The following is a 21,006-nucleotide window of genomic DNA, read 5'->3' on the forward strand; positions in this document are numbered from 1 at the left end:
CTTATTTAAGCACAATCTGATATTCCGCCCAGGGGTTGTGATGATGTGGCACAGGCTATACCCTGACTTTTTGCCGTGTACTACGCCCCTAATCAGCCCGATAACGAGGTGGAATGAGTAATAAAATAGGGTGGATCGATAACTTGCGTGCGGTGGCATGCATGATGGTGGTGATGATCCACGCCACCACCTACTACCTGACCACCCCCGCGCTATTGGATGAACCAATTTGGCATAGCGCGAACGTGCTGAATGCGTTGTCACGGGTGGCGGTGCCGCTGTTTTTTATGATTTCCGGTTTTCTGTTTTTTGGTGAACGGAGCGCCAACAGAAAGCACTTTATCCGCATTGGCTGCTGCATTCTGTTTTACAGTGCGATCGCACTGATCTACATCGCCTGTTTTACTGGGATCGGTTTTTGGCCCTCATTACGCAATATCCTGCTGAAACCGGTGTTTTATCACCTGTGGTTTTTCTATGCCATTGTGACTATCTACCTGCTTTCGCCGCTGATTAACGTTAAACCGGTATCAGGGCGCTATCTGGCGGTGGCGCTGGTGATCTTGGCGCTGATCGCAAATCCCGGTACGCCGTCGCTTACTGTTGAGACGGTTCACCTGCTGCCGGTTAATTTGTATATCGTCGGCGATACCTTCTATTACATACTGTACGCCTTGGCTGGCCGGGCGATTGGCATGATGAATACCCAACGCCGCGGGCTCACGCTGTTGGCGGGAGGGGCCTTTGTCGTCAGCGTGGTGTTGATCGTGTTGGGCACGCGAAACCAAACGCAAGTCAACGGTAACTTCGCCGATACCTATTACATCTACAGCGGCCCGCTGGTGTTTATCGCCGCGGTTGCGCTGCTGGTGTGGTTCAAAAACGGTTTGTCGCAGCCGATCGGTTGGTTGGGTTGTTTTTCCCGGCATTCGCTGGCGATTTACGGGTTTCACGCCATCATCGTCAACCTGATGCGCAATCAAGGGTGGGTTATCAGCGCATATCCGCTGCTGGATGTTTTCTGGGTGTTTGGTATGGCGCTGGGGTTAAGCCTGCTCCTTTCTCTTGGCTTGCAGAAAATCGATAAACGGCGTCTGGTGTCTTAGTTTTCAGCCCAGCGCTGTTGTGCGCGTCGGAGCTGTCGTGCCGAAGAGAATCCCGCAGTCAGTGCCGCTTTTTCTACCCCATAGCCCTGTTGCAAGTGTTGTTGGGCGACGGCCAGACGTAATTGTTCGTGATATTCACGCACGCTAATCCCAATGTGATGGCGGAACAGGCGTGCTAAATGACGACTGCTCACGTGGGCTTTTTTGGCGACGGATGGCACAGACCACGCCACCTCAGGCTCGGCGGCCATCACATCCTGTGCGCGATGCACCGCTGGATGAAGATGATTACGATAGCGCAGCCACGGCGACAATTGCGGGTCGTCACCCGAACGGCGAAAATAGATCACCATTTCGCGTGCGACCTCCAGCGCGGCGTGCGCCCCACAATCGCGATTGATCAAGTGCAAAGCCAGATCGATGCCCGCAGTGACCCCGGCGCTGGTATAGGCGTTGCGATCCTCGACAAAGATACGATTTTCCTTCACCCACGCGGCTGGTGCCAACTGGCGCAACCGATCGATAAGGCTATGATGTGTGGTGCAATGATAGCCATCCAGTAAACCCGCTTGGGCGGCTAACAGGGCGCCGGAACAGATACACACCAACGTCAGGCGCTGCGCCTGTAACGCAGGTTGTAACCCTGCCAGCCACTGCATGGCGGCTTCATCAGCGCCGTGTTCTGCACCGGCTATCCCCGGTACGACCACAACAGCACCGTTTTCTAACTGAGTAGGCAGTGGCTGCAATTGGCTCAGTGTTATGCCGATTGAGCAGGTTACCTGTGGCTGTGGGCTGATGTAATGCAACACAAATTGCCCGCTGAGCCGTAGCGTTTCTGCCGGGCCGCTGACATCCAACGACAAGACGTTCGGCAACATCAGAAAGTAGACGGTTTTGGTCATGACTAATCCTGAGTGAGTTGCGCCAGTGCGGCATCTACGCTGGCGATGCGGGCGAAACGATCGACCAGCACCGTCTCAGTATGCCGCTTGAGTTGCTCGGTGGTAAAGAGTTCACCGTCTGGATGACGCATAGGAAAGGTCAGTGTCGCTTCGGTAATAAAGGTGACCTGATAGCCTAAATCGGCCGCCACTCGCGTCGTGGTTTCGCAGCATTGTTCGGTACGGATACCGGCGATCAGCAAATGCTGAATATTCTTTTCGCGTAGCCAGTCCGTCAACCCGGATTCAGTCAGTGCATTGTGAACCTGTTTATGGACGGTGACATCGGCCTGATGGCTGAGGAAAGGCAGACGCTTGACCCAACCGGACGCCAATGAAAACGGCCCTTGCGGTGCAACGTGAAAAACATCCACCAGCGGTATCCCCTGCTGTTGGCAACCCGTAATCAATCGTTGTAGGTTGGCCTCAAACATGGGCAAATCGTCTTCTTGCCAGAACGAACAGTGTTGGAATGATTGTTGAACATCGATAATTAACAGTGCGCTATGTGACATTTTTGGCCTCCGGTGATAAAGATACGACCCCATACTGCGTGGTTTATCGCTATCGAAGAAGGCCAAAAACGGCCATGATGCAGACATCAGCGGACTAGCTTAACCGTTGCTGACACTGCCGTACACTAAGCGCCCCTGATGGAAGGTGGCGCTGCGTGGTGGCAGGCGAGCCACCGCTTCGGCAGAGCAACTGGCGTTAACCAGAACGAAGCTGGCCTTGTCACCCACCTGCGGCCAGACACGTTGCCCCGCATCATTCAATGGCAAAACATTACCGGTGGCGATCGCCAGCGCGCGTGACAGGTGGAACTCGTCTGATCCACGATATAACTGAGCATAAAGATTGGCCTTTTCCAGCATGTCGCCGCTGCCGAATGGCGACCAGTGGTCGACCACGCTATCGGTTCCGGTCATCACAAATACCCCTTTTTCCGACAGTTGCGGCAGTGGCATCATCAGGCCACCGATCGGCACCGTGGAGGCAACAGAAATGTGCTGAGCGGCCAGACGGGCGGCGGTGTCTGCCAACTGGCTGGGGTTCAGCGTGGTGAGCGCAAAGGCATGGCTGAGAGTCACTTTACCGCGCAGTGCCGGGTTATTCTCCACGGTTTCAATCATATAATTGATCGCCGCCATCCCCGATGGACTGGTTTCATGCAGATGAATATCGACGCCTTTGCCGCTGTCGAGGGCAATCTGGAACATGGCATCGAGTGATTTTTCCATCGCGCCGTCAACGTGAGTCGGATCCAGACCGCCCACGTAGTGTACGCCCATCTGCATCGCTTCACGCATCAGGCCATCCACCTTCGAGTGCAGCAAGCCGTGCTGCGGGAAGGCGACGATCTCGCAGCTAAAATCATCACGGTGGTTCTCTAGCGCACGTTGCAGGTGCTCGAGACTTTTCAAGCCGCTCACCGGATCGATATTACAATGGCTACGTGCCACGGTACTGCCTTTCGACTGCAACAGGGCGATCAGCCCTTCTGCCCGCTGCTGTGAGGTGGGTAATAACGTTGGGATCAATGTCTGTTCCAACGCAATCATGTCCATGATGGTTTTACCCTGACGTGGGCGCGGTGCCTGCCACGGGCCGCCGTAAAAGGTCTTATCGAGATGGATATGCATATCGCGCAGGGGCGGCAGAAGTAGATGGCCATGGGCTGGGTAGCGTGGCAAGCGGCTGTCCAGCACGGCGTTGGCAGGATGGATCGCGGCGATTTTCCCCTCGTTGATTTCCAACGTGTAGCGTGCGGTGCGGGTGCCAATGATCGCGTCGTCTTGGTACTCGAAGCCGTCTTCCAAGCGAACGTCGCTCAGTAAGTAATGTCGCTCGGTCAACGTCATGGGTTTGGCGTGTGCGTCGCCGGCGGCAGTGGTGATGGGGGCGGCTTGGGCAACGCCACCGGTGAGGCCGATCACCGCGCAGGCGGTAGTGAGTTTGCCGGTTTGACTGAGAAAGGCTCTGCGGCTCTGTTGTTGGTTATTTTCCACGTTACGTTCCTTATCCAGAGGTGAACTGCTGCCAATACAGCCACTAATCTAAAAAAGGAATCTCAGGGTTGGCAGTGACATTTCTCACTGGTGATTATTCGATTTGGTAATAATAGGGCGAATAGGCACTGGATGGATTGGCCGGAATCAGACCAACTGGCAAAACGCCGTGAGCCGCTGGGCCAGCGCACCGGTAGCGGCGGGGGCACTGTCGCGGTAATACAATGCCAGCTCGAAATCGTTAACCGGCGCTAAGCCCTCGGCCGCGCCGAGCACGCGGTGGCTCGGCAAGCGGCAACTCGCAGGTAACAGCGTGACGCCCAATCCGGCGGCAGAGGCGGCCGTCAGTGCCGCTAGGCTGGCGCTGCTATAACCAATCCGCCAGCGTTTGCCTAGCGTATCCAGCGCCTGACACAACATGTCGCGGTACAAGCCGTTAAGCGGAAATACCGCCAAGGGAACCGGGGATTGCTCAATGGCCGGAAAGGTTTGGCTATCCAACCACAACAACGGTTCTGGCCGTGCTGCACGTGGCGGTTGTTTGCGACGCTGTTTGACCAAGATCAGATCCAACTCCTCACGGGCGTAGGCATAATGCAGGTCGGCGCTTAGCCCGCTGGTGACGTCCAGCCGTAAGTGGGGATGTTCCCGGCTGAACTCAGCCAGCAGTTCGGTGGTGGGCACCGCAAAATCTTCTGGCATACCCAGCCGCAACACACCGTCGCGCCAGATGCCGGTCAGTGCGTCGTGTGCTTCTTCGTTCAACGCAATAATGCGCCGGGCATAGCTCAGTAACTTCACCCCCTCTTCGGTGAGTAATACCTGGTGCGATGAACGCTCAAACAGCGGCTTACCGAGCATCTCTTCCAGCCGGCGCACCTGTTGACTGACGGTTGACTGGGATAAACACACCCGCTCAGCGGCGCGGGTAAAGCTGCTGCTGTCGCAGACCGCGACAAAGCTGAGCAATAACTGCGGATTAAACATCGGATAGCGATTCATTTTCCCACTGCTGAGCATTTTATTATTTAATTTTTCAATACTAACGGGGTTGTCTACAGTAGTGCAACGTGCCGGGTGGCATCAAAACCGCCACTGTGACGGCGAACAGGTTATGACTCATATTCAGGAAGAAACCGTGATCAATTATTTTGTTTATCCGCTGGCCGTGCGATGAGCGTACGCCGTTGGTTCAACCCGCTATTGTGGGCACTGGTGCTGATTGGTTTGAATATGCGGCCGCTGCTGACCTCGATTGGCCCATTGTTACCCACCTTGCGTCAGGCAACCGGGCTCAGTTTTGCGGGTGCCGCATTACTGACCACCTTACCGGTGTTAATGATGGGGTTGATGGCTTTGGCGGGTGGGGCGATCAACCGGCTGTGCAGCGAACGCATGAGCGTGTTGTTGAGCCTGTTAGCAATAGGTTTCGGGGCGTTGTGGCGTGAGCTGGCACCGGGTAGCGTGCAATTGTTGTTGAGCGCGGTGCTGGGCGGATTAGGTATCGGCGTGATACAGGCGGTGATGCCCGGCATTATCAAGCAGCATTTCCTCAAGCAGATGGCGCTGGTGGCGGGGTTATGGTCGGCTGCGCTGATGGGCGGCGGCGGGCTGGGTGCAGCCATTACGCCATGGTTAATGACGGGCGCTGACGATTGGCACCGTGCCTTGGCGTGGTGGGCGGCACCGGCGTTGGTGGCACTGATCATCTGGTGGCGAGTGAGCCGCGGGCTTAGCCGTTTGTCCCCCGCCGCCGCGGGGCAGGCGGTTAATTTATTCCGCAATCCGCGCGCCTGGCTGTTGGGGCTCTATTTTGGCTTGATTAACGGCGGTTATACCAGCCTGATTGCCTGGCTGCCGCCTTACTATATGCAATTAGGTTGGCAGGCGCAGGCCAGCGGTGCCTTACTGGCGTTGATGACGGCCGGTCAGGTGGCCGGGGCATTATTGCTGCCCGCATTGGCGCGCTCACACGACAGGCGGCCACTGTTATTACTCGCGCTGGTAATGCAGTTGGCCGGGTTTATTGGTTTGATTTATCAGCCTAACAGCGTGCCGTGGTTGTGGGCGCTACTGTCTGGCGTAGGGCTGGGGGGCGCTTTTCCTCTGTGCTTGGTATTGGCGCTGGACCATCTTACGCACCCGGCCGCAGCGGGGAGGTTAGTCGCGTTTATGCAGGGCATCGGTTTTTTACTGGCGGGAGTAACGCCGTATATTTCCGGTTTGCTGCGTGATTACAGCGGTGGGTTTGAACTGGATTGGCAAATCCATGCGCTGCTGGTGGTGGGGTTGCTCGTGATGACCTGGCGCTTCCATCCGCACAGCTACCGACGCGCCTTTAGTGAATAATTGCGGCTCCTTATAGTGTGATTGCCTGACTGAGCTTATCCAATAATAGTGGACACGGCACTAAGTGGGTAAGCTCAGCTCAAGACCTTACTGTAAGACACACCGAGCTGATCTCATTCATTAAATAATGGTGATTTTTGCACTAAATTTTATAGATGCCGTATTATGGAAATTATATTTATTCATACGCTGAGTGTATTGTCGTTAAACGTAACGAATTAATTATTGTTTAAGTCATGAGAATTGCTTGTTAATAATTTATACACATAGGTCAGACGATTTCGCTGAAAAACTGTTTCAACTCAACTACTGTTAGAGTTAACATGATTTAATCCGTACTAAAGTAGGGTTAACTGATGGATACAGTAGAACAACTCAACGGAACGTATTTTTATGATGGTTCATCCAACTTGAGTGCAGGGGAGTTATTCTTCTGGGTCATGGTTGACGAAACATTAGATCATTTCGGCATTACAGATATAGCAGCAGTCACTGGAATTTATCTTGGATCTAACAGTGTTAGCGTTGCTGGGAAGTTTGCGGGAGCAACCCCGGGAAGCTCTGTAGCATCTATCTATTCTAGAAGACTATTTCGAGGGCGAATGATGCCCGTAAGATTACCGACATGGATCGGTTTTCCTCCTAATGCAAAAAGAGTAATGACGCAAAGACTCGGTACTTTTGTGGGTCGAAGCATTCCTTTAGTCGGATGGGTTATATTGGCTGCTGATGTATCGATTATTTCCTTTAAAGCGGTCAATAAATATAACATCATCGCGAATCCTTCTGACCGTCTCTGGTAGGTGCTATATGAGCAATTCAGATAGCTTAGAACAGCAGGTATTGAACTGGTATAACAAAAACTGGAATGGGCGTGTTTTCCCATTTTTCAGGAAGCCAGCGTTGACACTGGAAATGAGTCTATCTACGGGTAAATACCCCTGGGCTGATGAAGATGCAATGGAAATCATTGACCAGTATTTTTTGACGTTCAAAGTAGATAGAGCAAATTTTACATTCAGAAAATATTGGCCCAATGAAGAAACTTTCATGCCACTTAACTGTTTACGCTCGAAAGAGGATAAATGGGAGTGGAAAGAACCAGAACCATTAACCCTGAAAATGCTTGTAGAATCAGCTAAGGCTGGCTATTGGCTTTATGATTAAAAGGAATTTATCACGATGGCAATCCCTTCTCACTTATGGCTTAAAGATGATGGTGGAGCACTGATCAAAGGTTCATCTGATGTGATGGATCGTGAAGGCAGTATTGAAGTTATTGGTTTCGGTCATGGCTTACATATTCCTACTGATAATAATACAGGAAAGATTACCGGAACACGTATTCATGCCCCGATGATGATTGAAAAAGAATTCGATAGCTCAACACCATATCTATATAAAGCCGTGGCAACGGGGCAATCCCTTAAAAGTGCCGAAATTAAATGGTACAAAATTAATGATGCTGGTCAGGAAATAGAGTACTTCAATATGCTACTTGAAGATGTGAAAGTTGTTGCTGTAACGCCCATTATGTACAATACAAAATCAGTAGAGAAGTGTAATCACATGGAGCGTGTAGAACTAAGATACGAAAGGATTACATGGAAGTATGTAGACGGCAATATTCAATATACTGATGCATGGAACGAACGAACCACCGCTTGATGTTTAAAGTGGTATATTTTACTTATTTATAAAGTATCACCAAAAATATAGATTATATTCATGTTACCGGACTGGATTTTACTAAAAATTCAGTCCCTAACCTAGGAGTAGAAAATTCAATGGATTACAATGCATCTTACTGAAATAGTACATGGTGGGGCTACCCACGAAATTTAACCTAATTTATTATTAGAAGTTATTATTGTTACTAAAAAAGACGCTTTTTCATGGGTTGAAAATTTTTTTCGTCTCTATATTGATTCTAATGCTGTATTGATTTTGAAGCATGTCGTATATATTAGGGCTTTATTGAAATCGATATCATGGTTATTCAAGCCCCCAATACGTAAACCGTTGAGTCAAGGCGTACTGACTTTCTCTTTCTTCACTATTGAGAATGTCGATGTTCTGTATGAACAGCAATTGCCTCATGACGATGGGAGCAGATAAAGAGTGTTGTAACGCAAAAAGCGCGGTAACAAATTGGTTAGCCAAATGCTGATGCCCAACCGAAGCCGTACCGCGCCTAACTCAATAAAACTTACTTGATCGTTGCCGTATTATTGCGGCACTTGCCAACCCGCGTAATACATAAGGCCAGCGTGTTCTTGGATGGTCTGGCTATCGCCAGTTAGCCGATAAGCCAGCGTGAAGGCAAAATCAAACGCTGCACCCGGCCCTTGAGCACTGATCAGATTGCCATCTTCTACCACACGCGCATTCACATACTCGCCATCGTTCACCTGTTGGTGCAAATCACCGGAACAGACGTAGCGGCGGCCTTGCAGCAATTGGTGACTCCCCAGCACATGCGCGGCAGCGGAGCTCAGTGGGCAGATGAGTTTTGCGGCACGGTCGTGTTGGCGTATAAACGCCACGACCTGCGTATTCTCCGCCATTTCTATCGTGGCCTGTGGGCCGCCAGGAATGACGATGGCGTCGTACAGCGTATCCATACGGCGTTCTAGTAACACATCGGCGAACATACGAATCTGACGATCGCTGCGGGTTTCTAACCGATCCTGACAGGCCAGTATTTCCACCGCAATATCCAGACGACGTAATACGTCGATCACGATAACCACCTCTGCTTCTTCAAATCCTTGGTTCAGCAGGATGGCAACTTTCTTAGTCATAGCATCTCCAGCAATGGACGGGGTAATCCCCAGACCGCGACAGCCTAGCAGATATTAACCATCGCGTGTTAGCGAGCCGCGGCGTGTAAGAACAGGATCGCGTAAATGCCACTTCCTGCTTAGCGCACCGGGTAATTCGCGCTATAATCTGCCCCCTGCTTCCGATTGCTAATGGAAGATCCTCGTCCCCGGTGGGGCGGCCGGACTTCAAATCCGGTTGGGGCCGCCAGCGGTCCTGGGCAGGTTCGACTCCTGTGATCTTCCGCCAATCAGTATCTCCCACACTCTCCTGAATTCAATCCTGTAGTAAATTCAAACGACGGTATCTGGTGGAGAAGCTGAACGACATCATCGCCAAGCATTATCCCGGCATGTTGCTTGCAAAATAAACGTCAGACGCGTAATCAGCGCAACATGGGCCTCTGGCATACAGAGCGCATTACACACGATAAGTGAGATTAAAGCGGAGAGGGCATGACAGATAAACACGTAATAGGAGGAAAGCGGGCTTGAACAAAACGCAACCTGTAAGTCTTACTTACCAGTTCAATTGGAAGGGCTCCGTCAGCTAAGTCGCAATATGCTTCACCACACCTGCGCCACACGGTGAAATACATCCAGCCAACGGTGAGTTGGCTGGACGAAAATGGAGTTATACCGACGGTGTCACAATCACTTCGTACGTTCCGCTGTATCTGCCGAGCGGGTAAGTTTCACTGCGCTGGCTGGAGGAAAACCGGACTTTCACCCCTTTTTGCGGGTCTTCAATATCCTGCAAGGTCGGATAAACCTTTTGGTTATTGAGCGGGTAAGAGGTGGATACCTCGCCGCCGTCGATCCGGATCCAAGCGGTGTTGATTATCATGGTGTCATTATTTTCCGACACCAGCCCGCCGCTGGCTGGCGATTGCAGCGATAGGGATACGGCGCTGGCATTGCCGACAAACTGAAACACCGGCGTAATGCCGTACATATAGCCTTTTTTATCCTCCAGCTTGATGCTGATCACGCCATTGGTGACATCTTTGCCCTCCACAAAAACGCGGACGCTGGTGCTGACTTCTGCCAACACGTCGATGGAGGTTTTTACCGTCTCAGCCGACAGGATTGGGCTGATTAACAGTGCCGCCAGTGCCGCCGGCAAATATCGATATTTCATGATGATGCTCCTGTTAACTTCCCGGCGTGATAACGGCCGTAACCGTGTCCAGCAACCTTGCCCCCGCTGCTAATCCGCGGGTGGTTTTACCTTGCAACGCGAACTGAACATCCAGAACGTCTGATGTGGCTTCGCCTGCCGGAATCTGTCCGTGGTAGGCGCTGCCCGGCACCAGATCTTTACCGCCTACGCGAATATGGTAAGGCAGGTAAATCTCGTTTGACGATACGCGCAGGCGATATTGATTATCCTGTTGCTGGGCGGACTCGAACGTCAGCGAATAAGGCAGCACCGATTCGCCGGCTTGCCGTGTTTTACTGATGCGAAGCTGTGTCGTGGCATTGACATCGTTTAACTCGCCAACCATCCCCAACCGTATATCCTGTTTGTCGAAAGCCGCCGTTAGCGTGGGGGCCTGCGTTTGGAGCACGCTTAAATCAAGGTAAAGGGGATAAACATCGTTGTCGCCGTCGGCTAAATTGAAGCTCACGCTGCCAATCTGTTGGCGCGTTTGGCTGCCGAGGTTGCTCCATCCGTCGGCACTGCGCGTCGTCGCATTATTTTCCACTTTTATGGCTATTCGCCGCGATTGTTCCGGTGCCTCCAGTAACACCGTTTCGCCACATGGCAGCCGATGGCCCTCTTGTATCAAGGTAAATGTCAGCCGTAATGATGCCAGCGAAAGTGCGCCATCCACGCAACGCCCCAGCCCGGTGGACAGGGTTTGTATCGTTAAGGATTTGCCCGCTTGTTGCGTAAAGGTCAGTACGTCATTCCCACCGGCGCTGGCGGTGCCTTCCGTCAATGTTCTCAGGGAACCGTCAGGCTGTGGTTGCAAAACCAGCGCGCCGTCGGCCAAGGCCAGCGAAGGCAATAGCAGCAACATTAAGTATTTGGTTTGCATTATTATTCCTTGTGCTGGCACTGTTCGTACACCTGCAACTTATTGTCCAACTCGAACGCCAGCGTACGATTAACGGTCAGCGTACGGTTATGCCCCGGGTAGACGTTAAACTGGCCGACAGATTTGCGCCCATCAATCACCAGATTATGCAGTTCGCTGCGCACATTACCGGTGGCGCTCAGTGTCCACTGCTGGCGATCGCAACTCAGCGCAATACCTTGGTGATGTTTGCTGGCGGGCAGATAGCGCAACAGGACGTCATAACCGACCGCAAAGCGTACTTTGCCTTTATCCAGCTCTTGCTCTGGATAACTGGGGCGAACGCGTAGCCGATAAACCTGTTCTTTTTCAACCGGTTTTAGCGGCATAATCCGTACTTTTCGCTCTTCGCCATAGGGAATGACCAAACGGGTCGGGGAAAAGACCAGTTTAGGATCGGCCGAGCCCAGTACCTTTACCCGCTGTTCTTGGCCATCGCCTGGGTTGGGCACATAAAAAAGCTCCAGCGTGACAAACTCATACCTTTGCTTGTCAGTATCGTTTTCGGTCACGCTATCTTTAGCCTGATACATGGATTTCACGGTGATGTAATTATCGCGCGGCGTCTCCTCACGAATTTCTTTCACCACCGGGAAGACTTCGATCGCCAGCGCGCTGTTTAGCGCCGCCAGCCCAACCAAACTTAACGATAATGCTGCCCACTTACTGAACTTCACAATTAACCTCACGAATTTGCATAATGCCATGGGTCATCCTGACGTTTTGTTCCAACAGCGGACAAACGTAATTCAGGCCCTCTTTTTTGACTGTTAACGATGTCAGGCGCTCGTCGGTTTTCAGGGTGAAATCCCCGACAAACAGCCCTTCTTCATCCGATAGTGCATTGCCGCCCACCACTCTGGCGTTGGCCAATGGTCGCCCATCGGCGTAAAGTCGTCCGGTTGCCGTCTGATTGCGCGTGGCGGAAACCTTGACGCTATAGACCTGCCCCGGCATCACCCAGGTAGACGGCGCCTCAACGCTAAGGTTGTAGAACGCGTCGGTTTTACCGGTAAAGACCTGCTCAATACGCGGGTCTATTTTTTGATAAGGATTCACGGCAAGAACGGTTTTTTGCCCGCCCTTCACCACTACCGGTTGCGTATTGCGGTTGCGCGCCTCAAAAAAATCGCCCTCTGGCAATGCCGTTGCATCGACGATCAGTGCGGCAGAGGTGTCACCCTGGCCCAGCGCTATCTCGCCGTCGCCAATAGCAAAACCGCCACGCTGCGAGAGGTAATATTGTTGATAGCCGTCTTGACCAAATGAACGTGAAAAACCTGCGGCGCTGTAACCCAAGCGGTTGTTCACCATGAGCCCCGCGTTAGCGTTGTTTTCGTCGTTAGGGCCATGATTGACGCCTGCATTCAGGGTGTACTTACCCCCCCGATCAAAACTTGGGTTCTCAAGGTTCAGCGCATAATCGGCGCTGTAGATAGCGTTATCGCTGCTGTTACCGTTAAGGCGGGAGCGTAAATACAGGGATTGATAGTGGTTATAGCTGTGTTCGCGCATGCCGAGTGTTAGCTGGGCGAAAACGCGATCTTCACTGCTGCTACTGCGTGACTGATGGTTAACAAAGGCGTTGATGCCACGGTGATAGCCAAGATCGACCCGCAGATTCATATCATCCACCAGTGAAAAGTCACGGCTCAGGTTAACGTCCCAGGTCTCGAATTGGCTTTTATTCTGACGCCCGTAATCCTGATAAAGCGTATTCATGCCATAACTCAAGCCCAGACCGATGCCCCAAGGGAGAAAGGTATTGGCGCTAAACTGTAGGTAGCTATAGTCATAGGCCGGTACGACGCCGAAGCGGCGAAAATCCTGCGGTTCACCGCGAAAACGATTATCCCGATAGCTCAGATTCAGACCCATTTGGTCAAAGTTTTTCGTGATGCCCGCCTGATAACCGACGCTGCCATTGTCACCGTAAATACCATCAAGGTAGAGCCGCTCGGCAATCCAAGTGTTAACGGGAATATCTAGGCTGGCATGGGTATAATACAGATCGCCATCCATCAGCAGCCCGCCCCCGAGGGAGATCGCAGACTGTGTGGTATACCCCAAAATGGCACTGACGAAATGGTTATTGCTGGTGTCTTGCTCCCACGCGTCACACTGGCGGCAGTTGCCTTGATAAGAGCGCGACGAAATCCGCCCCTGACGCGGGTCGTAGCGGCCTCCTTGCACCAGATACTCCAAATCACCCGAACGGAATAGTCCGTTGCGTTTAAAAAAGGGCTGCACTTTCTCTTCCCGCACGCCATTGGCCAGCCGCGAAACCAGCAAGACGTCATAACCGCCGCTCGGCCAACTGCGCGTATCCAGATATTGTAAACCTGCCGGGAACTGCTGCAGATCGATCAGTCGGCCATTACGGTAGATCTCGACCGTGCCTGACTGCGGTAAATACAGGCTGATTGGCGATGCAGCGCCAGAGCCGGGGTCAAGATAATTATCTGTCATATAGCCCAGACCGATGCCGTCAAAGCTGACTGAATTAAAAAAACTGAACGCCATGGAGGGGGTACTGGCAGTAAGATTATCATTAAGGCGCTGACGCCCGGCTTTAAACCGGGTGTTTTGGCTTTCCAAATAGAGTGCCAGCTCATCCAAATTGAAATCGATAGCTTTGGCGTAACTCCAGGTGCCCTTTAAATAACTGTTACCGGTCAGGTTAAGCGTATCATTAGCCGAAATACTCAGGCTGTCATCCCAAGAATCTGAAAGATAGTTAATATTATGATTATGAACAAAACCGGCTTGATTACGGTGTGGAATATAGGTTTTGTCATAGCTTGCGCCATCCGTTTTAAAATAAGCGGCAGGAAAAATTAAGCGCAAGACATTGTTAGACTCGTCAAGGTTGGCGACAATATCATTGTGGGTAAAACCCTGGTGGTTGACCCGTTTTAACGGTGCTGACAATTTCTTCAGTAACTCAGCTGTTGTCAGCGCCAATGGCGGCATATCGACGGCGGTAATTTGCCCGACGATAATATTCGGCGAAACCAGCAGCACTTCGTTTCTGTCATACTCGATGGCGAGTGATGCAATAGAGCGGTCGCCATAAATAATCTCAACGATGCTATTTTGTCTGGCATCAAAAATATCTTCAAAGCCAGCAGGCACCGGCACCGAGTTCGATGCATTCGATGGCGTTGTTCCCGTCGCCACCATGACGCCATACATAACCATGCTGATTTTTATTTTTTTATTCATGACTCCCTGCTTATATTAAATCACGGGTCTTACAATCAACGTAAACGTATTGAAATAATTACCTTGGCTATAGCCATCGATTGAATATTCAGAAGCAAACCGAATTTTGAGGCCATTAGCTTGGTTACCTTGTGCGGCGCTTTTCAGCACCGGCATGCGCAATGGCTGGTTGGCCGGTTTATTGGCACCGTTAAACGCAAATGTGCCGTGCAACGTCATATTCTGTCCAAGACCGCTGGCCGGACGTAATTCAAATTTATCGTCGATAAACAGAATATCGGCCTGATCCACGTTGCCGACGACATAAAAAAATCCCGACTCCCGCTCAAACTTGCGTGACAGGTTATTTACCGCCAAGGGAAATTCAATTTGCTCACCCGTGACGGGAATATAATGGTAATAAAGCGCGACTCTGGCGACAGACTCTGCTGAGATCTCAAGCGAAAGCTGAGAGTTCGGCAGGGCAAATGTAAACTGACTCCATAATAAAAGTGCCGCGCTCATCCCAGATAAATAATAATGAGAGCTCATAGAATAAGAGGGGTAACCTTTCGGTTACCCCGTTCCAGTATTAAGGTTTCGCGACTACGTTAGCGTATACCACACCGGTATACATCCCTTGTCCCAGTTCGTCGTATTTCTTATCAGAAACAAATTTAAAGGCCACGGGCAATTCACCGTGGGTGCCGTTTGCGACCAGAGAGAAGTCTTTCGATTCACCCGAGGTAGCGAACTCCTGAGAGCCGTTGCCCGTTACGGCACTGATTTTGTAGGTCAGATCGCTCAGTTTGCCGCCGCCGGTGCTGTACAGTGTGAAAGCGCCGCCGGTAGCCGACTGGCTGTCATCAAGCGTTAACGCGATATCCAGCTTATTCACATCGTTGTTCCACAGCTTAAGCGCCGCCGTTTGCGCTTCCATTTTTCCCGATGCGGCTGGCACCAGTTCAACATCCATATCGGTTATCGGGCGGCCGCTTGGGTCAGTAATTTTGGCGCTGTCAGGGACGTTAGCACTGACGTTGAATTTGGTATCGTAATTCGCTGGGCTTGCCGCCAGTGAAGAAGCCGATACCAGTAGGCCTGCCAAGGCAGTAATAATCACTTTAGTTTTCATGTAACATTCAATCCTTAAATATTAAATTATCGAAGACCAAGACAAACGCGGACGCTTGCCTTATATCAACTTGACTTAAATGAACCGCCGGATCTCTGCTTCAGCGCGCAGAGAAATACGACCCGGCAAGTTACGGTGAGGATAATAAGACCAAGCTAAAATAAACGCCTGAAAACGCCCCTTATTTGTTCTCACAAACTACCAGCTATTATTATTAATAATAATTAGGAGGTAAAAAAACAGCGGCGAGCAAGTCAGTGACTCTTAGTCTTTCAGAACGTTGTGGCCGACCTCTTCAAAAATAGCGCGGCGCAAATTGTCTTCCAGTTGATTGACGTTTTGCGGCAGGTAGAAGTTCTTTTCGCCGACGCACTGCTTCCAGTCGTAGGTTGGGGCATAGCCAATACCGATAAACGCTATTTTCCCTACGGACTCACGGGTGCTGATCACGCTGCGTATCTTGTCGCACATGCCGGCCGCCATTAACTTAGGTGTGATGCTGACATTGTTCGGTGCATCGGTGCCGTCGGAAACAACAATTAACACCTTGCGCGACGCCGTTCCCCTAACCAGGTAAGGAACGCCCATGAGAATCCCATTGCTGACTAACGTTGAGCCACCAGCCTCCATACTTTGTATCTGACGAATACCGGCCATACTTGAGGTCAGCGGTACTTTCCAACTGGTACTTTCTTTCAAGCAGGTGCCCGGGCCGGCCTTATCAAGCGGAATGGTGATATCGCGCACCTGACGCGGAATGGCCGCCACCGTAGCAGAGAAATTGACATAGTTTTCCAGCGCTGTCGTGGCGCCACCGGCCAATATATTCTCGGGTACCGGCCGATTGGTGACTAATGGAAAATCGCAATATCCTCCCTCTTTTCCACCCCAACTGAAGGGGACAAAGCCGATTTTATTATCGATATTGTACCGAAACAGTTCTGTGGAGAGTTTTAAAATAATTCGCTTCAGTTCGCTCAGCTTGGTGCCGCTGCCAAAAGGCTCCGTCATCGAACCGGAAAAGTCCGTCACAAAAATAACGTCAATATTAGAACGATATTTCCGTGCAGCGCCGTTATCGCCAATCTTCACCTGCTTATCAAAACTGGGAAACAGTGACGAAGAGAACCATGAATCCTGTAGCGTCTGCCCGCTAACCCGATATTCGACATAGTTCTTGCCTGCGGAGAACCCCCCGTTAACCACCACCGTGGGGGTAAACACCGCGACATCGTGACGCATATACGCGCGAAAATAGTCGCTAGACAGACTGTAATTGCGCGCCGCGCCCGCGCCGTTATCCTCTGCCGTCAGCGCCAACGCCGCCTGTTCCATGGCATCTGAGAGCCGCGCCCGTTCGGTGATATAGCGCGGCCCTTCAATCGCAAAGGAGGCCAGCGCCAGCAGCGCACCTGACATCAATACGAAACTGATGGCAAATGCACCGCGCCGATCGTGATAAAAACGCCGCAGCCCGTTTAACAGGTGTGAATGCAAAGACATAGCTGCTCCTTTTTATTGATTTCCATTCGCAGAATTTCCTTTTCATCATCCAGGCAGATGAGAAACGGCAGGGCTTCTGGGCGATAGCGCGCGGCGCCCAATCCGCGACGGTCTGGCCGATAGTTCAGGCCACCGGAAAAATGGGCACCGTGCGGATTAATATCAAACACCTCAACGGCAAGACGTGCGCGCAGCGCCGGGCTATAAAACAACATTTGATTCATCGCGTTGACCAACTGACCTTGCGCCGGTCGTGACGAATCGATAAACACCACCGCCCGCGTCTGCGCGGCCAGTAGCCCCGGAAGTAACAGCAACATAAGACACAGTGCCTTCATGGTTACCTCACCATCACGATCGCGAATGAAGACATGACGGGCCGCTCATCCAGCGCCTTGGTCAAACGGGTGAACCAACTGACGGTTGGCAGACAGATTGAAACCTGATAGAGCGGCACCCAGCGTCCGTAGCTGCCTTTCGGCGTCAGTTGGGTGAGCTGGTTCAGCGGTTGTGGTGCCTGACACTCCCCCGCGCTGCCCGATCGCCAAGTGCGATACAGCACCACTTTTTTGGAGGTATCGCTCAGGCTGCTAGGATCGTTGAAATGGATCTCCTCCACCTGTACGCGTAGCTTGGATAGGTCGGCATTGGCATGCATATCACGCAGCATTTTTTCCGCCAATCGCCGTGACTGGTCGATGTCCTTTTGCTCTAGCCTTTCACGCGCATCAAAAAGCTGGATGCGTTCGCGCAGCACTCCGGCAACGGAATAAGACACCCGATCCAGCTTACCGACCATCGCCTGACGCATCACCAGATCGGCCATAAACAGCACCATGAAAATCAGCACAATGGAGATAACAACAAATTCAACCGCCACCGCGCCGCGCCGATCACTCCATAAATTTGGAGCGTTCAAATTCCTGAACAAAGATCACCTCGCGATTCATTAAGTTATCGGCCCACAATTGGGGGAAAGGGAAGAACATGGGATGGTAGCGGTAGGAGAGTTGATAGCGCGCCAGTGGCCGATAGCGCGCGTTGCCGCCGCCGCCGGTCGCGACCATATCGTCAATCGACTGGGCATAGCCGATGTTGATGGATACCGCATCCGCGTGGGTTAAAAACCCCCACAAGGCTCCGCCTTGCTCCGTCAAACGTTTTTCAAAGCGAGCACGATAGCCGCCGCCTTGCGCTGCGGAGGCGTTTTTCGCTTCTTTTGCCGCTTCGGAAACGGCCAGATCGATAACCGATGAAACGTAGGCGAGGCGGGCGCTTTCGGCCATGAACAGCACCAGCATGATGAATATCGCCACGGTTAGCGCAAACTCGATGGTCGCTACGCCGCGCCGATCTTTGAGCAGCGCCGAACCCCGCGATTTCTTTTTCCACGCGGCCAGCATTAACTTACCTCCTGGCCGGTTGGTGATATGCCTGCTAGCGCATCGATGAGTTCGTCCGGGCTTCGGGACAGGTGCTCATTTTCAATAATGGCACGGGCATAGCGACGGTCGCCGACCTTCACCAGGGACAGCACCAGGTTACGCAGCATTTGTTCTTGTTTTCTGCCGCGCAGATATTGCGGCAGCAGCAGCCCTACGGAATCCTGATAACGGCCGTCCATCATTGCCACCATCGCCAGATTATTGAGTGCCACATCGTCCGCGATAAATAGTGCGCGCGATTGCTCAATGGCGCGTTGGCCTTCATTTAACTTACCGGATAGCGCCAACGCCACGCCGCGCAGGTTATAGGCCTCCGCACTTTGTGGATCGTGCTGTAACATTTTATCCGTCACCCGCACCGCCGGGGCGTAATCGCCCAGCGCAATCATATTTTGTGCCTGCAGAATATACACTTTAAGATCGGGTTTGTTATTCAGCGGCTGTAAGTAATACAGTGAAGATTTATAATCGCCGGCCAGATAGTAATAACGCGCCAGTTTTAACCTAACGTCGGGTTGATCATTATTTTTTAGCCAGCTGCGGTAGAGAGTAATTAACCCACTATAATTCTTCGTCTTAAGTAAGATATCTTCCTGATAAGTCACTTCATCACTATTTTTGGGTACATGCGGCGCACAGCCAGAAAACAACAGAGTACACAACGTCAGTAAAATAACTTTATTAGAACATCGCATTTTTCATAATCCTTAAAATGCCGGGGGCAGCGATCAGTACGGTGATTGGAAACATAATGAAAAGGATCAGCGGCACGCTCATTTTGGCCGAAAGGCTGCCTATTTTTTCCTCAGACTCGAGAAGCTGCAGATCGCGAATGTCCTTCGACAGCTCCATCAGATTTTCATAAAGTGAGGTGCCATAATGCACACTTTGCTGTAACGCCGAGCAGAACATCCGCATCTCGGTTTTATCGATCGCGCGATACAGTTCCAGCAGTGCTTCTTCCAGCCCGCTCACGCCGGCGCGTTTCACTAAATAACGCATCAGAGACGCCAGGTTTTCGTCCAGATCGTCGGAGCGTTCAGAAATAAACTTAATTGCGCTTTCGACGGTCATTCCCGCCTGAATGCATACCGCGATTAAATCGACGAAATAGGGCAGTGCATCCAGCATCAGCTTCATTTTTGTTTTAAGCATCGGCTTGATGAACATCGCCGGTGCCACAATGACCATAACCATGACCAGCATCATGACCATGGCCAGCCCTTTGCTGCCGATGGACAATATACCCAGTAGCTTGGCACCCAGCAGCAGCACGCCAACCCCGCCCCATAGACGCAATTTCAGCGACAGGTTGTCGTCTATCCGCTGTAAGAAGGTCAATAGCGTGCTATTGCTAATCATAATGGTGCGGTAATCTAATAAAGGCTGTTCGCCTTTTTTACCGCCCACCTCTTCTGGCTCAATAACCTTGCGCCTTTTCCCCCAGAGCTGGAACTTAAACAGCGCCAGAAAAAACAGCAACAGGCCCGGCAGTAATACCATCCAGTAAAATAAGGTGTTCATTACGTGGCCCTCTTGACCAATATCCAGATAATGGCCATGCCAATGGCCTCGCTGCCAATGACGTAATACAGAATCAGGCGTCCCACGGGATCGTTGATAATGAAATCGAAATTCTCCGGGCTGAAATACTTCATGCCGCATAAAAACAACAGAGGAATGGCGGCCACAATTTTGGCCGACATGCGCGCTTCAGACGTCATTGCTGCCTTACGCCGAGCCATATTCTTACTGTTAGTAATAATCCGCGACAAACGCCCGACCAGTACGCGCAACTGACCGCCGCGTTGGAGGCTGACCAGCATCACGATCACGAAAAAATAAAACTCGCGGTAGCGGTATTCCAGCCAGGCATCTCTGAATACCCGCTCGGGTTCCTCGCCCAGATTTAACCGCCGGTCGATACGCTTAAACACCGCGCCAAGTTCGCCATCCACGCCTGCGCCACAGCGGTGCAGGGCTTGATGAATACTGTTCCCGGCGGAGGTTGCGGCGTTAATCACGGCCAAGACCTCCGGGAAGCGTTCATCAAAGTAACGGCGATGCAGCGCCCGGCCAATGCGGATCTGCGTGATAAACACGCACAACAGCACGGCGGGGAAAAAGAGCGCCATATCGAAACCGAGCCAGTTGGCATTCAGCAGTAAGAGTAGGATGAGAACGATAACGGCGGTTATTGCGCCTTTGCGTCCTTGCCAACTGCCATTACCCAGGGCGTAGAGCTTCCATTCAATCCATAATGGCTCCAGATATTTTCGCCATAGCGAAGGGCGGGCATTCGCCGACTCATGGGCTGCGGTAATTGAGCCTGACAGCTTTTTTAGGCGAAAGTAATTCACCAACAGCAGAGCCAGGCCAAGTATCAGGATCACATAAGGCATTCG

The 21,006-nt window shown here is 51.7% G+C and carries 23 protein-coding genes, 1 tRNA gene and 1 pseudogene; 7 read left to right on the plus strand and 18 right to left on the minus strand.

Annotated features, from left to right (window positions below; genetic code table 11):
- Nucleotides 1–113 precede the first annotated feature (113 nt).
- Nucleotides 114–1,106 (plus strand): acyltransferase, encoded by a 993-nt coding sequence (locus tag ACQKDS_RS06270; protein WP_399667421.1) that lies wholly within the window; start codon nucleotides 114–116, stop codon nucleotides 1,104–1,106.
- Here ACQKDS_RS06270 and ACQKDS_RS06275 read toward each other — a convergent pair.
- The 4 genes from ACQKDS_RS06275 to ACQKDS_RS06290 all read right to left on the minus strand — a co-directional run bounded on the left by ACQKDS_RS06275 (nucleotide 1,103) and on the right by ACQKDS_RS06290 (nucleotide 5,061).
- Nucleotides 1,103–2,011, minus strand: coding sequence for a GlxA family transcriptional regulator (locus tag ACQKDS_RS06275; protein ID WP_399667424.1), 909 nt, complete (start codon nucleotides 2,009–2,011; stop codon nucleotides 1,103–1,105). The two genes, ACQKDS_RS06270 and ACQKDS_RS06275, sit on opposite strands and share 4 nt — an antisense overlap.
- A gap of 2 nt (nucleotides 2,012–2,013) precedes the next feature.
- On the minus strand, nucleotides 2,014–2,565 hold the full coding sequence (locus ACQKDS_RS06280) for an isochorismatase family protein (protein ID WP_399667426.1): 552 nt from the start codon (nucleotides 2,563–2,565) through the stop codon (nucleotides 2,014–2,016).
- A gap of 99 nt (nucleotides 2,566–2,664) precedes the next feature.
- Entirely contained in the window at nucleotides 2,665–4,059 is a 1,395-nt protein-coding gene (locus tag ACQKDS_RS06285) for an amidohydrolase family protein (protein WP_399667428.1), read from the minus strand.
- A 147-nt stretch (nucleotides 4,060–4,206) separates the two neighbouring features.
- On the minus strand, nucleotides 4,207–5,061 hold the full coding sequence (locus ACQKDS_RS06290) for a LysR family transcriptional regulator (RefSeq protein WP_399667431.1): 855 nt from the start codon (nucleotides 5,059–5,061) through the stop codon (nucleotides 4,207–4,209).
- 171 nt (nucleotides 5,062–5,232) lie between these two features.
- Between ACQKDS_RS06290 and ACQKDS_RS06295 the strand changes: the two genes are divergently transcribed.
- The 4 genes from ACQKDS_RS06295 (at nucleotide 5,233) to ACQKDS_RS06310 (ending at nucleotide 8,076) form a co-directional block, all read left to right on the plus strand.
- Entirely contained in the window at nucleotides 5,233–6,408 is a 1,176-nt protein-coding gene (locus ACQKDS_RS06295; protein ID WP_399667434.1) for a cyanate transporter, read from the plus strand.
- A 356-nt stretch (nucleotides 6,409–6,764) separates the two neighbouring features.
- Entirely contained in the window at nucleotides 6,765–7,211 is a 447-nt protein-coding gene (locus ACQKDS_RS06300) for an STM2901 family protein (RefSeq protein ID WP_399667437.1), read from the plus strand.
- Nucleotides 7,212–7,218: 7 nt separating this feature from the next.
- Nucleotides 7,219–7,575 carry a DUF1493 family protein gene (locus ACQKDS_RS06305; protein ID WP_399667440.1) on the plus strand — a complete coding sequence of 119 codons (357 nt, stop codon included), beginning with the start codon at nucleotides 7,219–7,221 and terminating at the stop codon, nucleotides 7,573–7,575.
- A gap of 15 nt (nucleotides 7,576–7,590) precedes the next feature.
- Entirely contained in the window at nucleotides 7,591–8,076 is a 486-nt protein-coding gene (locus ACQKDS_RS06310) for an Hcp family type VI secretion system effector (protein ID WP_399667443.1), read from the plus strand.
- A 560-nt stretch (nucleotides 8,077–8,636) separates the two neighbouring features.
- Here the strand turns inward: ACQKDS_RS06310 and ACQKDS_RS06315 are convergent.
- Nucleotides 8,637–9,212 carry a DJ-1/PfpI family protein gene (locus ACQKDS_RS06315; protein WP_399667446.1) on the minus strand — a complete coding sequence of 192 codons (576 nt, stop codon included), beginning with the start codon at nucleotides 9,210–9,212 and terminating at the stop codon, nucleotides 8,637–8,639.
- A gap of 173 nt (nucleotides 9,213–9,385) precedes the next feature.
- Between ACQKDS_RS06315 and ACQKDS_RS06320 the strand changes: the two genes are divergently transcribed.
- Both ACQKDS_RS06320 and ACQKDS_RS06325 read left to right on the plus strand, forming a co-directional pair.
- A tRNA-Sec gene (locus ACQKDS_RS06320) sits at nucleotides 9,386–9,480 on the plus strand.
- Between the two features lie 228 nt (nucleotides 9,481–9,708).
- A pseudogene (locus ACQKDS_RS06325) lies at nucleotides 9,709–9,807 on the plus strand (DNA-binding protein); the annotation flags it as partial.
- A 57-nt stretch (nucleotides 9,808–9,864) separates the two neighbouring features.
- Here ACQKDS_RS06325 and ACQKDS_RS06330 read toward each other — a convergent pair.
- The 13 genes from ACQKDS_RS06330 to ACQKDS_RS06390 all read right to left on the minus strand — a co-directional run bounded on the left by ACQKDS_RS06330 (nucleotide 9,865) and on the right by ACQKDS_RS06390 (nucleotide 21,003).
- Entirely contained in the window at nucleotides 9,865–10,371 is a 507-nt protein-coding gene (locus tag ACQKDS_RS06330) for a hypothetical protein (protein ID WP_399667448.1), read from the minus strand.
- 13 nt (nucleotides 10,372–10,384) lie between these two features.
- Entirely contained in the window at nucleotides 10,385–11,275 is an 891-nt protein-coding gene (locus tag ACQKDS_RS06335) for a hypothetical protein (protein ID WP_399667451.1), read from the minus strand.
- 2 nt (nucleotides 11,276–11,277) lie between these two features.
- Nucleotides 11,278–11,991 (minus strand): hypothetical protein, encoded by a 714-nt coding sequence (locus tag ACQKDS_RS06340; RefSeq protein ID WP_427673876.1) that lies wholly within the window; start codon nucleotides 11,989–11,991, stop codon nucleotides 11,278–11,280.
- Nucleotides 11,978–14,539: a TcfC E-set like domain-containing protein gene (locus tag ACQKDS_RS06345; RefSeq protein WP_399667457.1), complete on the minus strand. Its 2,562-nt coding sequence runs from the start codon at nucleotides 14,537–14,539 to the stop codon at nucleotides 11,978–11,980. The genes ACQKDS_RS06340 and ACQKDS_RS06345 overlap by 14 nt, the downstream gene beginning before the upstream one ends.
- Nucleotides 14,540–14,554: 15 nt before the next feature.
- Complete coding sequence (locus ACQKDS_RS06350) at nucleotides 14,555–15,043, minus strand: hypothetical protein (protein WP_399667460.1); 489 nt, start codon at nucleotides 15,041–15,043, stop codon at nucleotides 14,555–14,557.
- 67 nt (nucleotides 15,044–15,110) lie between these two features.
- A complete protein-coding gene (locus ACQKDS_RS06355; protein ID WP_399667463.1) occupies nucleotides 15,111–15,653 on the minus strand; it encodes a hypothetical protein in 543 nt (180 codons plus the stop codon).
- Nucleotides 15,654–15,917: 264 nt separating this feature from the next.
- Nucleotides 15,918–17,156, minus strand: coding sequence for a protein TadG, associated with Flp pilus assembly (locus tag ACQKDS_RS06360; RefSeq protein WP_399667465.1), 1,239 nt, complete (start codon nucleotides 17,154–17,156; stop codon nucleotides 15,918–15,920).
- Complete coding sequence (locus ACQKDS_RS06365; protein WP_399667468.1) at nucleotides 17,132–17,476, minus strand: hypothetical protein; 345 nt, start codon at nucleotides 17,474–17,476, stop codon at nucleotides 17,132–17,134. The genes ACQKDS_RS06360 and ACQKDS_RS06365 overlap by 25 nt, the downstream gene beginning before the upstream one ends.
- Before the next feature lie 20 nt (nucleotides 17,477–17,496).
- Nucleotides 17,497–18,036, minus strand: a complete 540-nt coding sequence (gene tadF / locus ACQKDS_RS06370; RefSeq protein ID WP_399667471.1) for a tight adherence pilus pseudopilin TadF — start codon at nucleotides 18,034–18,036, stop codon at nucleotides 17,497–17,499.
- Between the two features lie 13 nt (nucleotides 18,037–18,049).
- On the minus strand, nucleotides 18,050–18,559 hold the full coding sequence (locus tag ACQKDS_RS06375; RefSeq protein WP_399667474.1) for a TadE/TadG family type IV pilus assembly protein: 510 nt from the start codon (nucleotides 18,557–18,559) through the stop codon (nucleotides 18,050–18,052).
- Nucleotides 18,559–19,296 carry a tetratricopeptide repeat protein gene (locus ACQKDS_RS06380; RefSeq protein ID WP_399667476.1) on the minus strand — a complete coding sequence of 246 codons (738 nt, stop codon included), beginning with the start codon at nucleotides 19,294–19,296 and terminating at the stop codon, nucleotides 18,559–18,561. Before ACQKDS_RS06380 ends, ACQKDS_RS06375 begins: the two co-directional genes overlap by 1 nt.
- Nucleotides 19,283–20,125 (minus strand): type II secretion system F family protein, encoded by an 843-nt coding sequence (locus ACQKDS_RS06385; RefSeq protein WP_399667479.1) that lies wholly within the window; start codon nucleotides 20,123–20,125, stop codon nucleotides 19,283–19,285. The genes ACQKDS_RS06380 and ACQKDS_RS06385 overlap by 14 nt, the downstream gene beginning before the upstream one ends.
- The gene (locus tag ACQKDS_RS06390; RefSeq protein ID WP_399667482.1) at nucleotides 20,125–21,003 is read right to left on the minus strand and encodes a type II secretion system F family protein; all 879 of its coding nucleotides are present in this window, start codon (nucleotides 21,001–21,003) and stop codon (nucleotides 20,125–20,127) included. The genes ACQKDS_RS06385 and ACQKDS_RS06390 overlap by 1 nt, the downstream gene beginning before the upstream one ends.
- Between the last annotated feature and the right edge of the window lie 3 nt (nucleotides 21,004–21,006).

Origin of the sequence: Serratia sp. NPDC078593 (assembly GCF_050268245.1) — a bacterium.
In the GTDB taxonomy this organism is placed as follows: domain Bacteria; phylum Pseudomonadota; class Gammaproteobacteria; order Enterobacterales; family Enterobacteriaceae; genus JBNNGK01.

Excerpts from the sequence above, each read along its gene's own strand:
- ACQKDS_RS06270 (WP_399667421.1), top strand. The coding sequence starts at position 114 with ATGAGTAATAAAATAGGGTGGATCGATAACTTGCGTGCGGTGGCATGC.
- ACQKDS_RS06275 (WP_399667424.1), bottom strand. The coding sequence starts at position 2,011 with ATGACCAAAACCGTCTACTTTCTGATGTTGCCGAACGTCTTGTCGTTG.
- ACQKDS_RS06280 (WP_399667426.1), bottom strand. The coding sequence starts at position 2,565 with ATGTCACATAGCGCACTGTTAATTATCGATGTTCAACAATCATTCCAA.
- ACQKDS_RS06290 (WP_399667431.1), bottom strand. The coding sequence starts at position 5,061 with ATGAATCGCTATCCGATGTTTAATCCGCAGTTATTGCTCAGCTTTGTC.
- ACQKDS_RS06295 (WP_399667434.1), top strand. The coding sequence starts at position 5,233 with ATGAGCGTACGCCGTTGGTTCAACCCGCTATTGTGGGCACTGGTGCTG.
- ACQKDS_RS06300 (WP_399667437.1), top strand. The coding sequence starts at position 6,765 with ATGGATACAGTAGAACAACTCAACGGAACGTATTTTTATGATGGTTCA.
- ACQKDS_RS06305 (WP_399667440.1), top strand. The coding sequence starts at position 7,219 with ATGAGCAATTCAGATAGCTTAGAACAGCAGGTATTGAACTGGTATAAC.
- ACQKDS_RS06310 (WP_399667443.1), top strand. The coding sequence starts at position 7,591 with ATGGCAATCCCTTCTCACTTATGGCTTAAAGATGATGGTGGAGCACTG.
- ACQKDS_RS06315 (WP_399667446.1), bottom strand. The coding sequence starts at position 9,212 with ATGACTAAGAAAGTTGCCATCCTGCTGAACCAAGGATTTGAAGAAGCA.
- ACQKDS_RS06330 (WP_399667448.1), bottom strand. The coding sequence starts at position 10,371 with ATGAAATATCGATATTTGCCGGCGGCACTGGCGGCACTGTTAATCAGC.
- ACQKDS_RS06335 (WP_399667451.1), bottom strand. The coding sequence starts at position 11,275 with ATGCAAACCAAATACTTAATGTTGCTGCTATTGCCTTCGCTGGCCTTG.
- ACQKDS_RS06345 (WP_399667457.1), bottom strand. The coding sequence starts at position 14,539 with ATGAATAAAAAAATAAAAATCAGCATGGTTATGTATGGCGTCATGGTG.
- ACQKDS_RS06350 (WP_399667460.1), bottom strand. The coding sequence starts at position 15,043 with ATGAGCGCGGCACTTTTATTATGGAGTCAGTTTACATTTGCCCTGCCG.
- ACQKDS_RS06355 (WP_399667463.1), bottom strand. The coding sequence starts at position 15,653 with ATGAAAACTAAAGTGATTATTACTGCCTTGGCAGGCCTACTGGTATCG.
- ACQKDS_RS06360 (WP_399667465.1), bottom strand. The coding sequence starts at position 17,156 with ATGTCTTTGCATTCACACCTGTTAAACGGGCTGCGGCGTTTTTATCAC.
- ACQKDS_RS06365 (WP_399667468.1), bottom strand. The coding sequence starts at position 17,476 with ATGTTGCTGTTACTTCCGGGGCTACTGGCCGCGCAGACGCGGGCGGTG.
- ACQKDS_RS06375 (WP_399667474.1), bottom strand. The coding sequence starts at position 18,559 with ATGCTGGCCGCGTGGAAAAAGAAATCGCGGGGTTCGGCGCTGCTCAAA.
- ACQKDS_RS06380 (WP_399667476.1), bottom strand. The coding sequence starts at position 19,296 with ATGCGATGTTCTAATAAAGTTATTTTACTGACGTTGTGTACTCTGTTG.
- ACQKDS_RS06385 (WP_399667479.1), bottom strand. The coding sequence starts at position 20,125 with ATGAACACCTTATTTTACTGGATGGTATTACTGCCGGGCCTGTTGCTG.
- ACQKDS_RS06390 (WP_399667482.1), bottom strand. The coding sequence starts at position 21,003 with ATGCCTTATGTGATCCTGATACTTGGCCTGGCTCTGCTGTTGGTGAAT.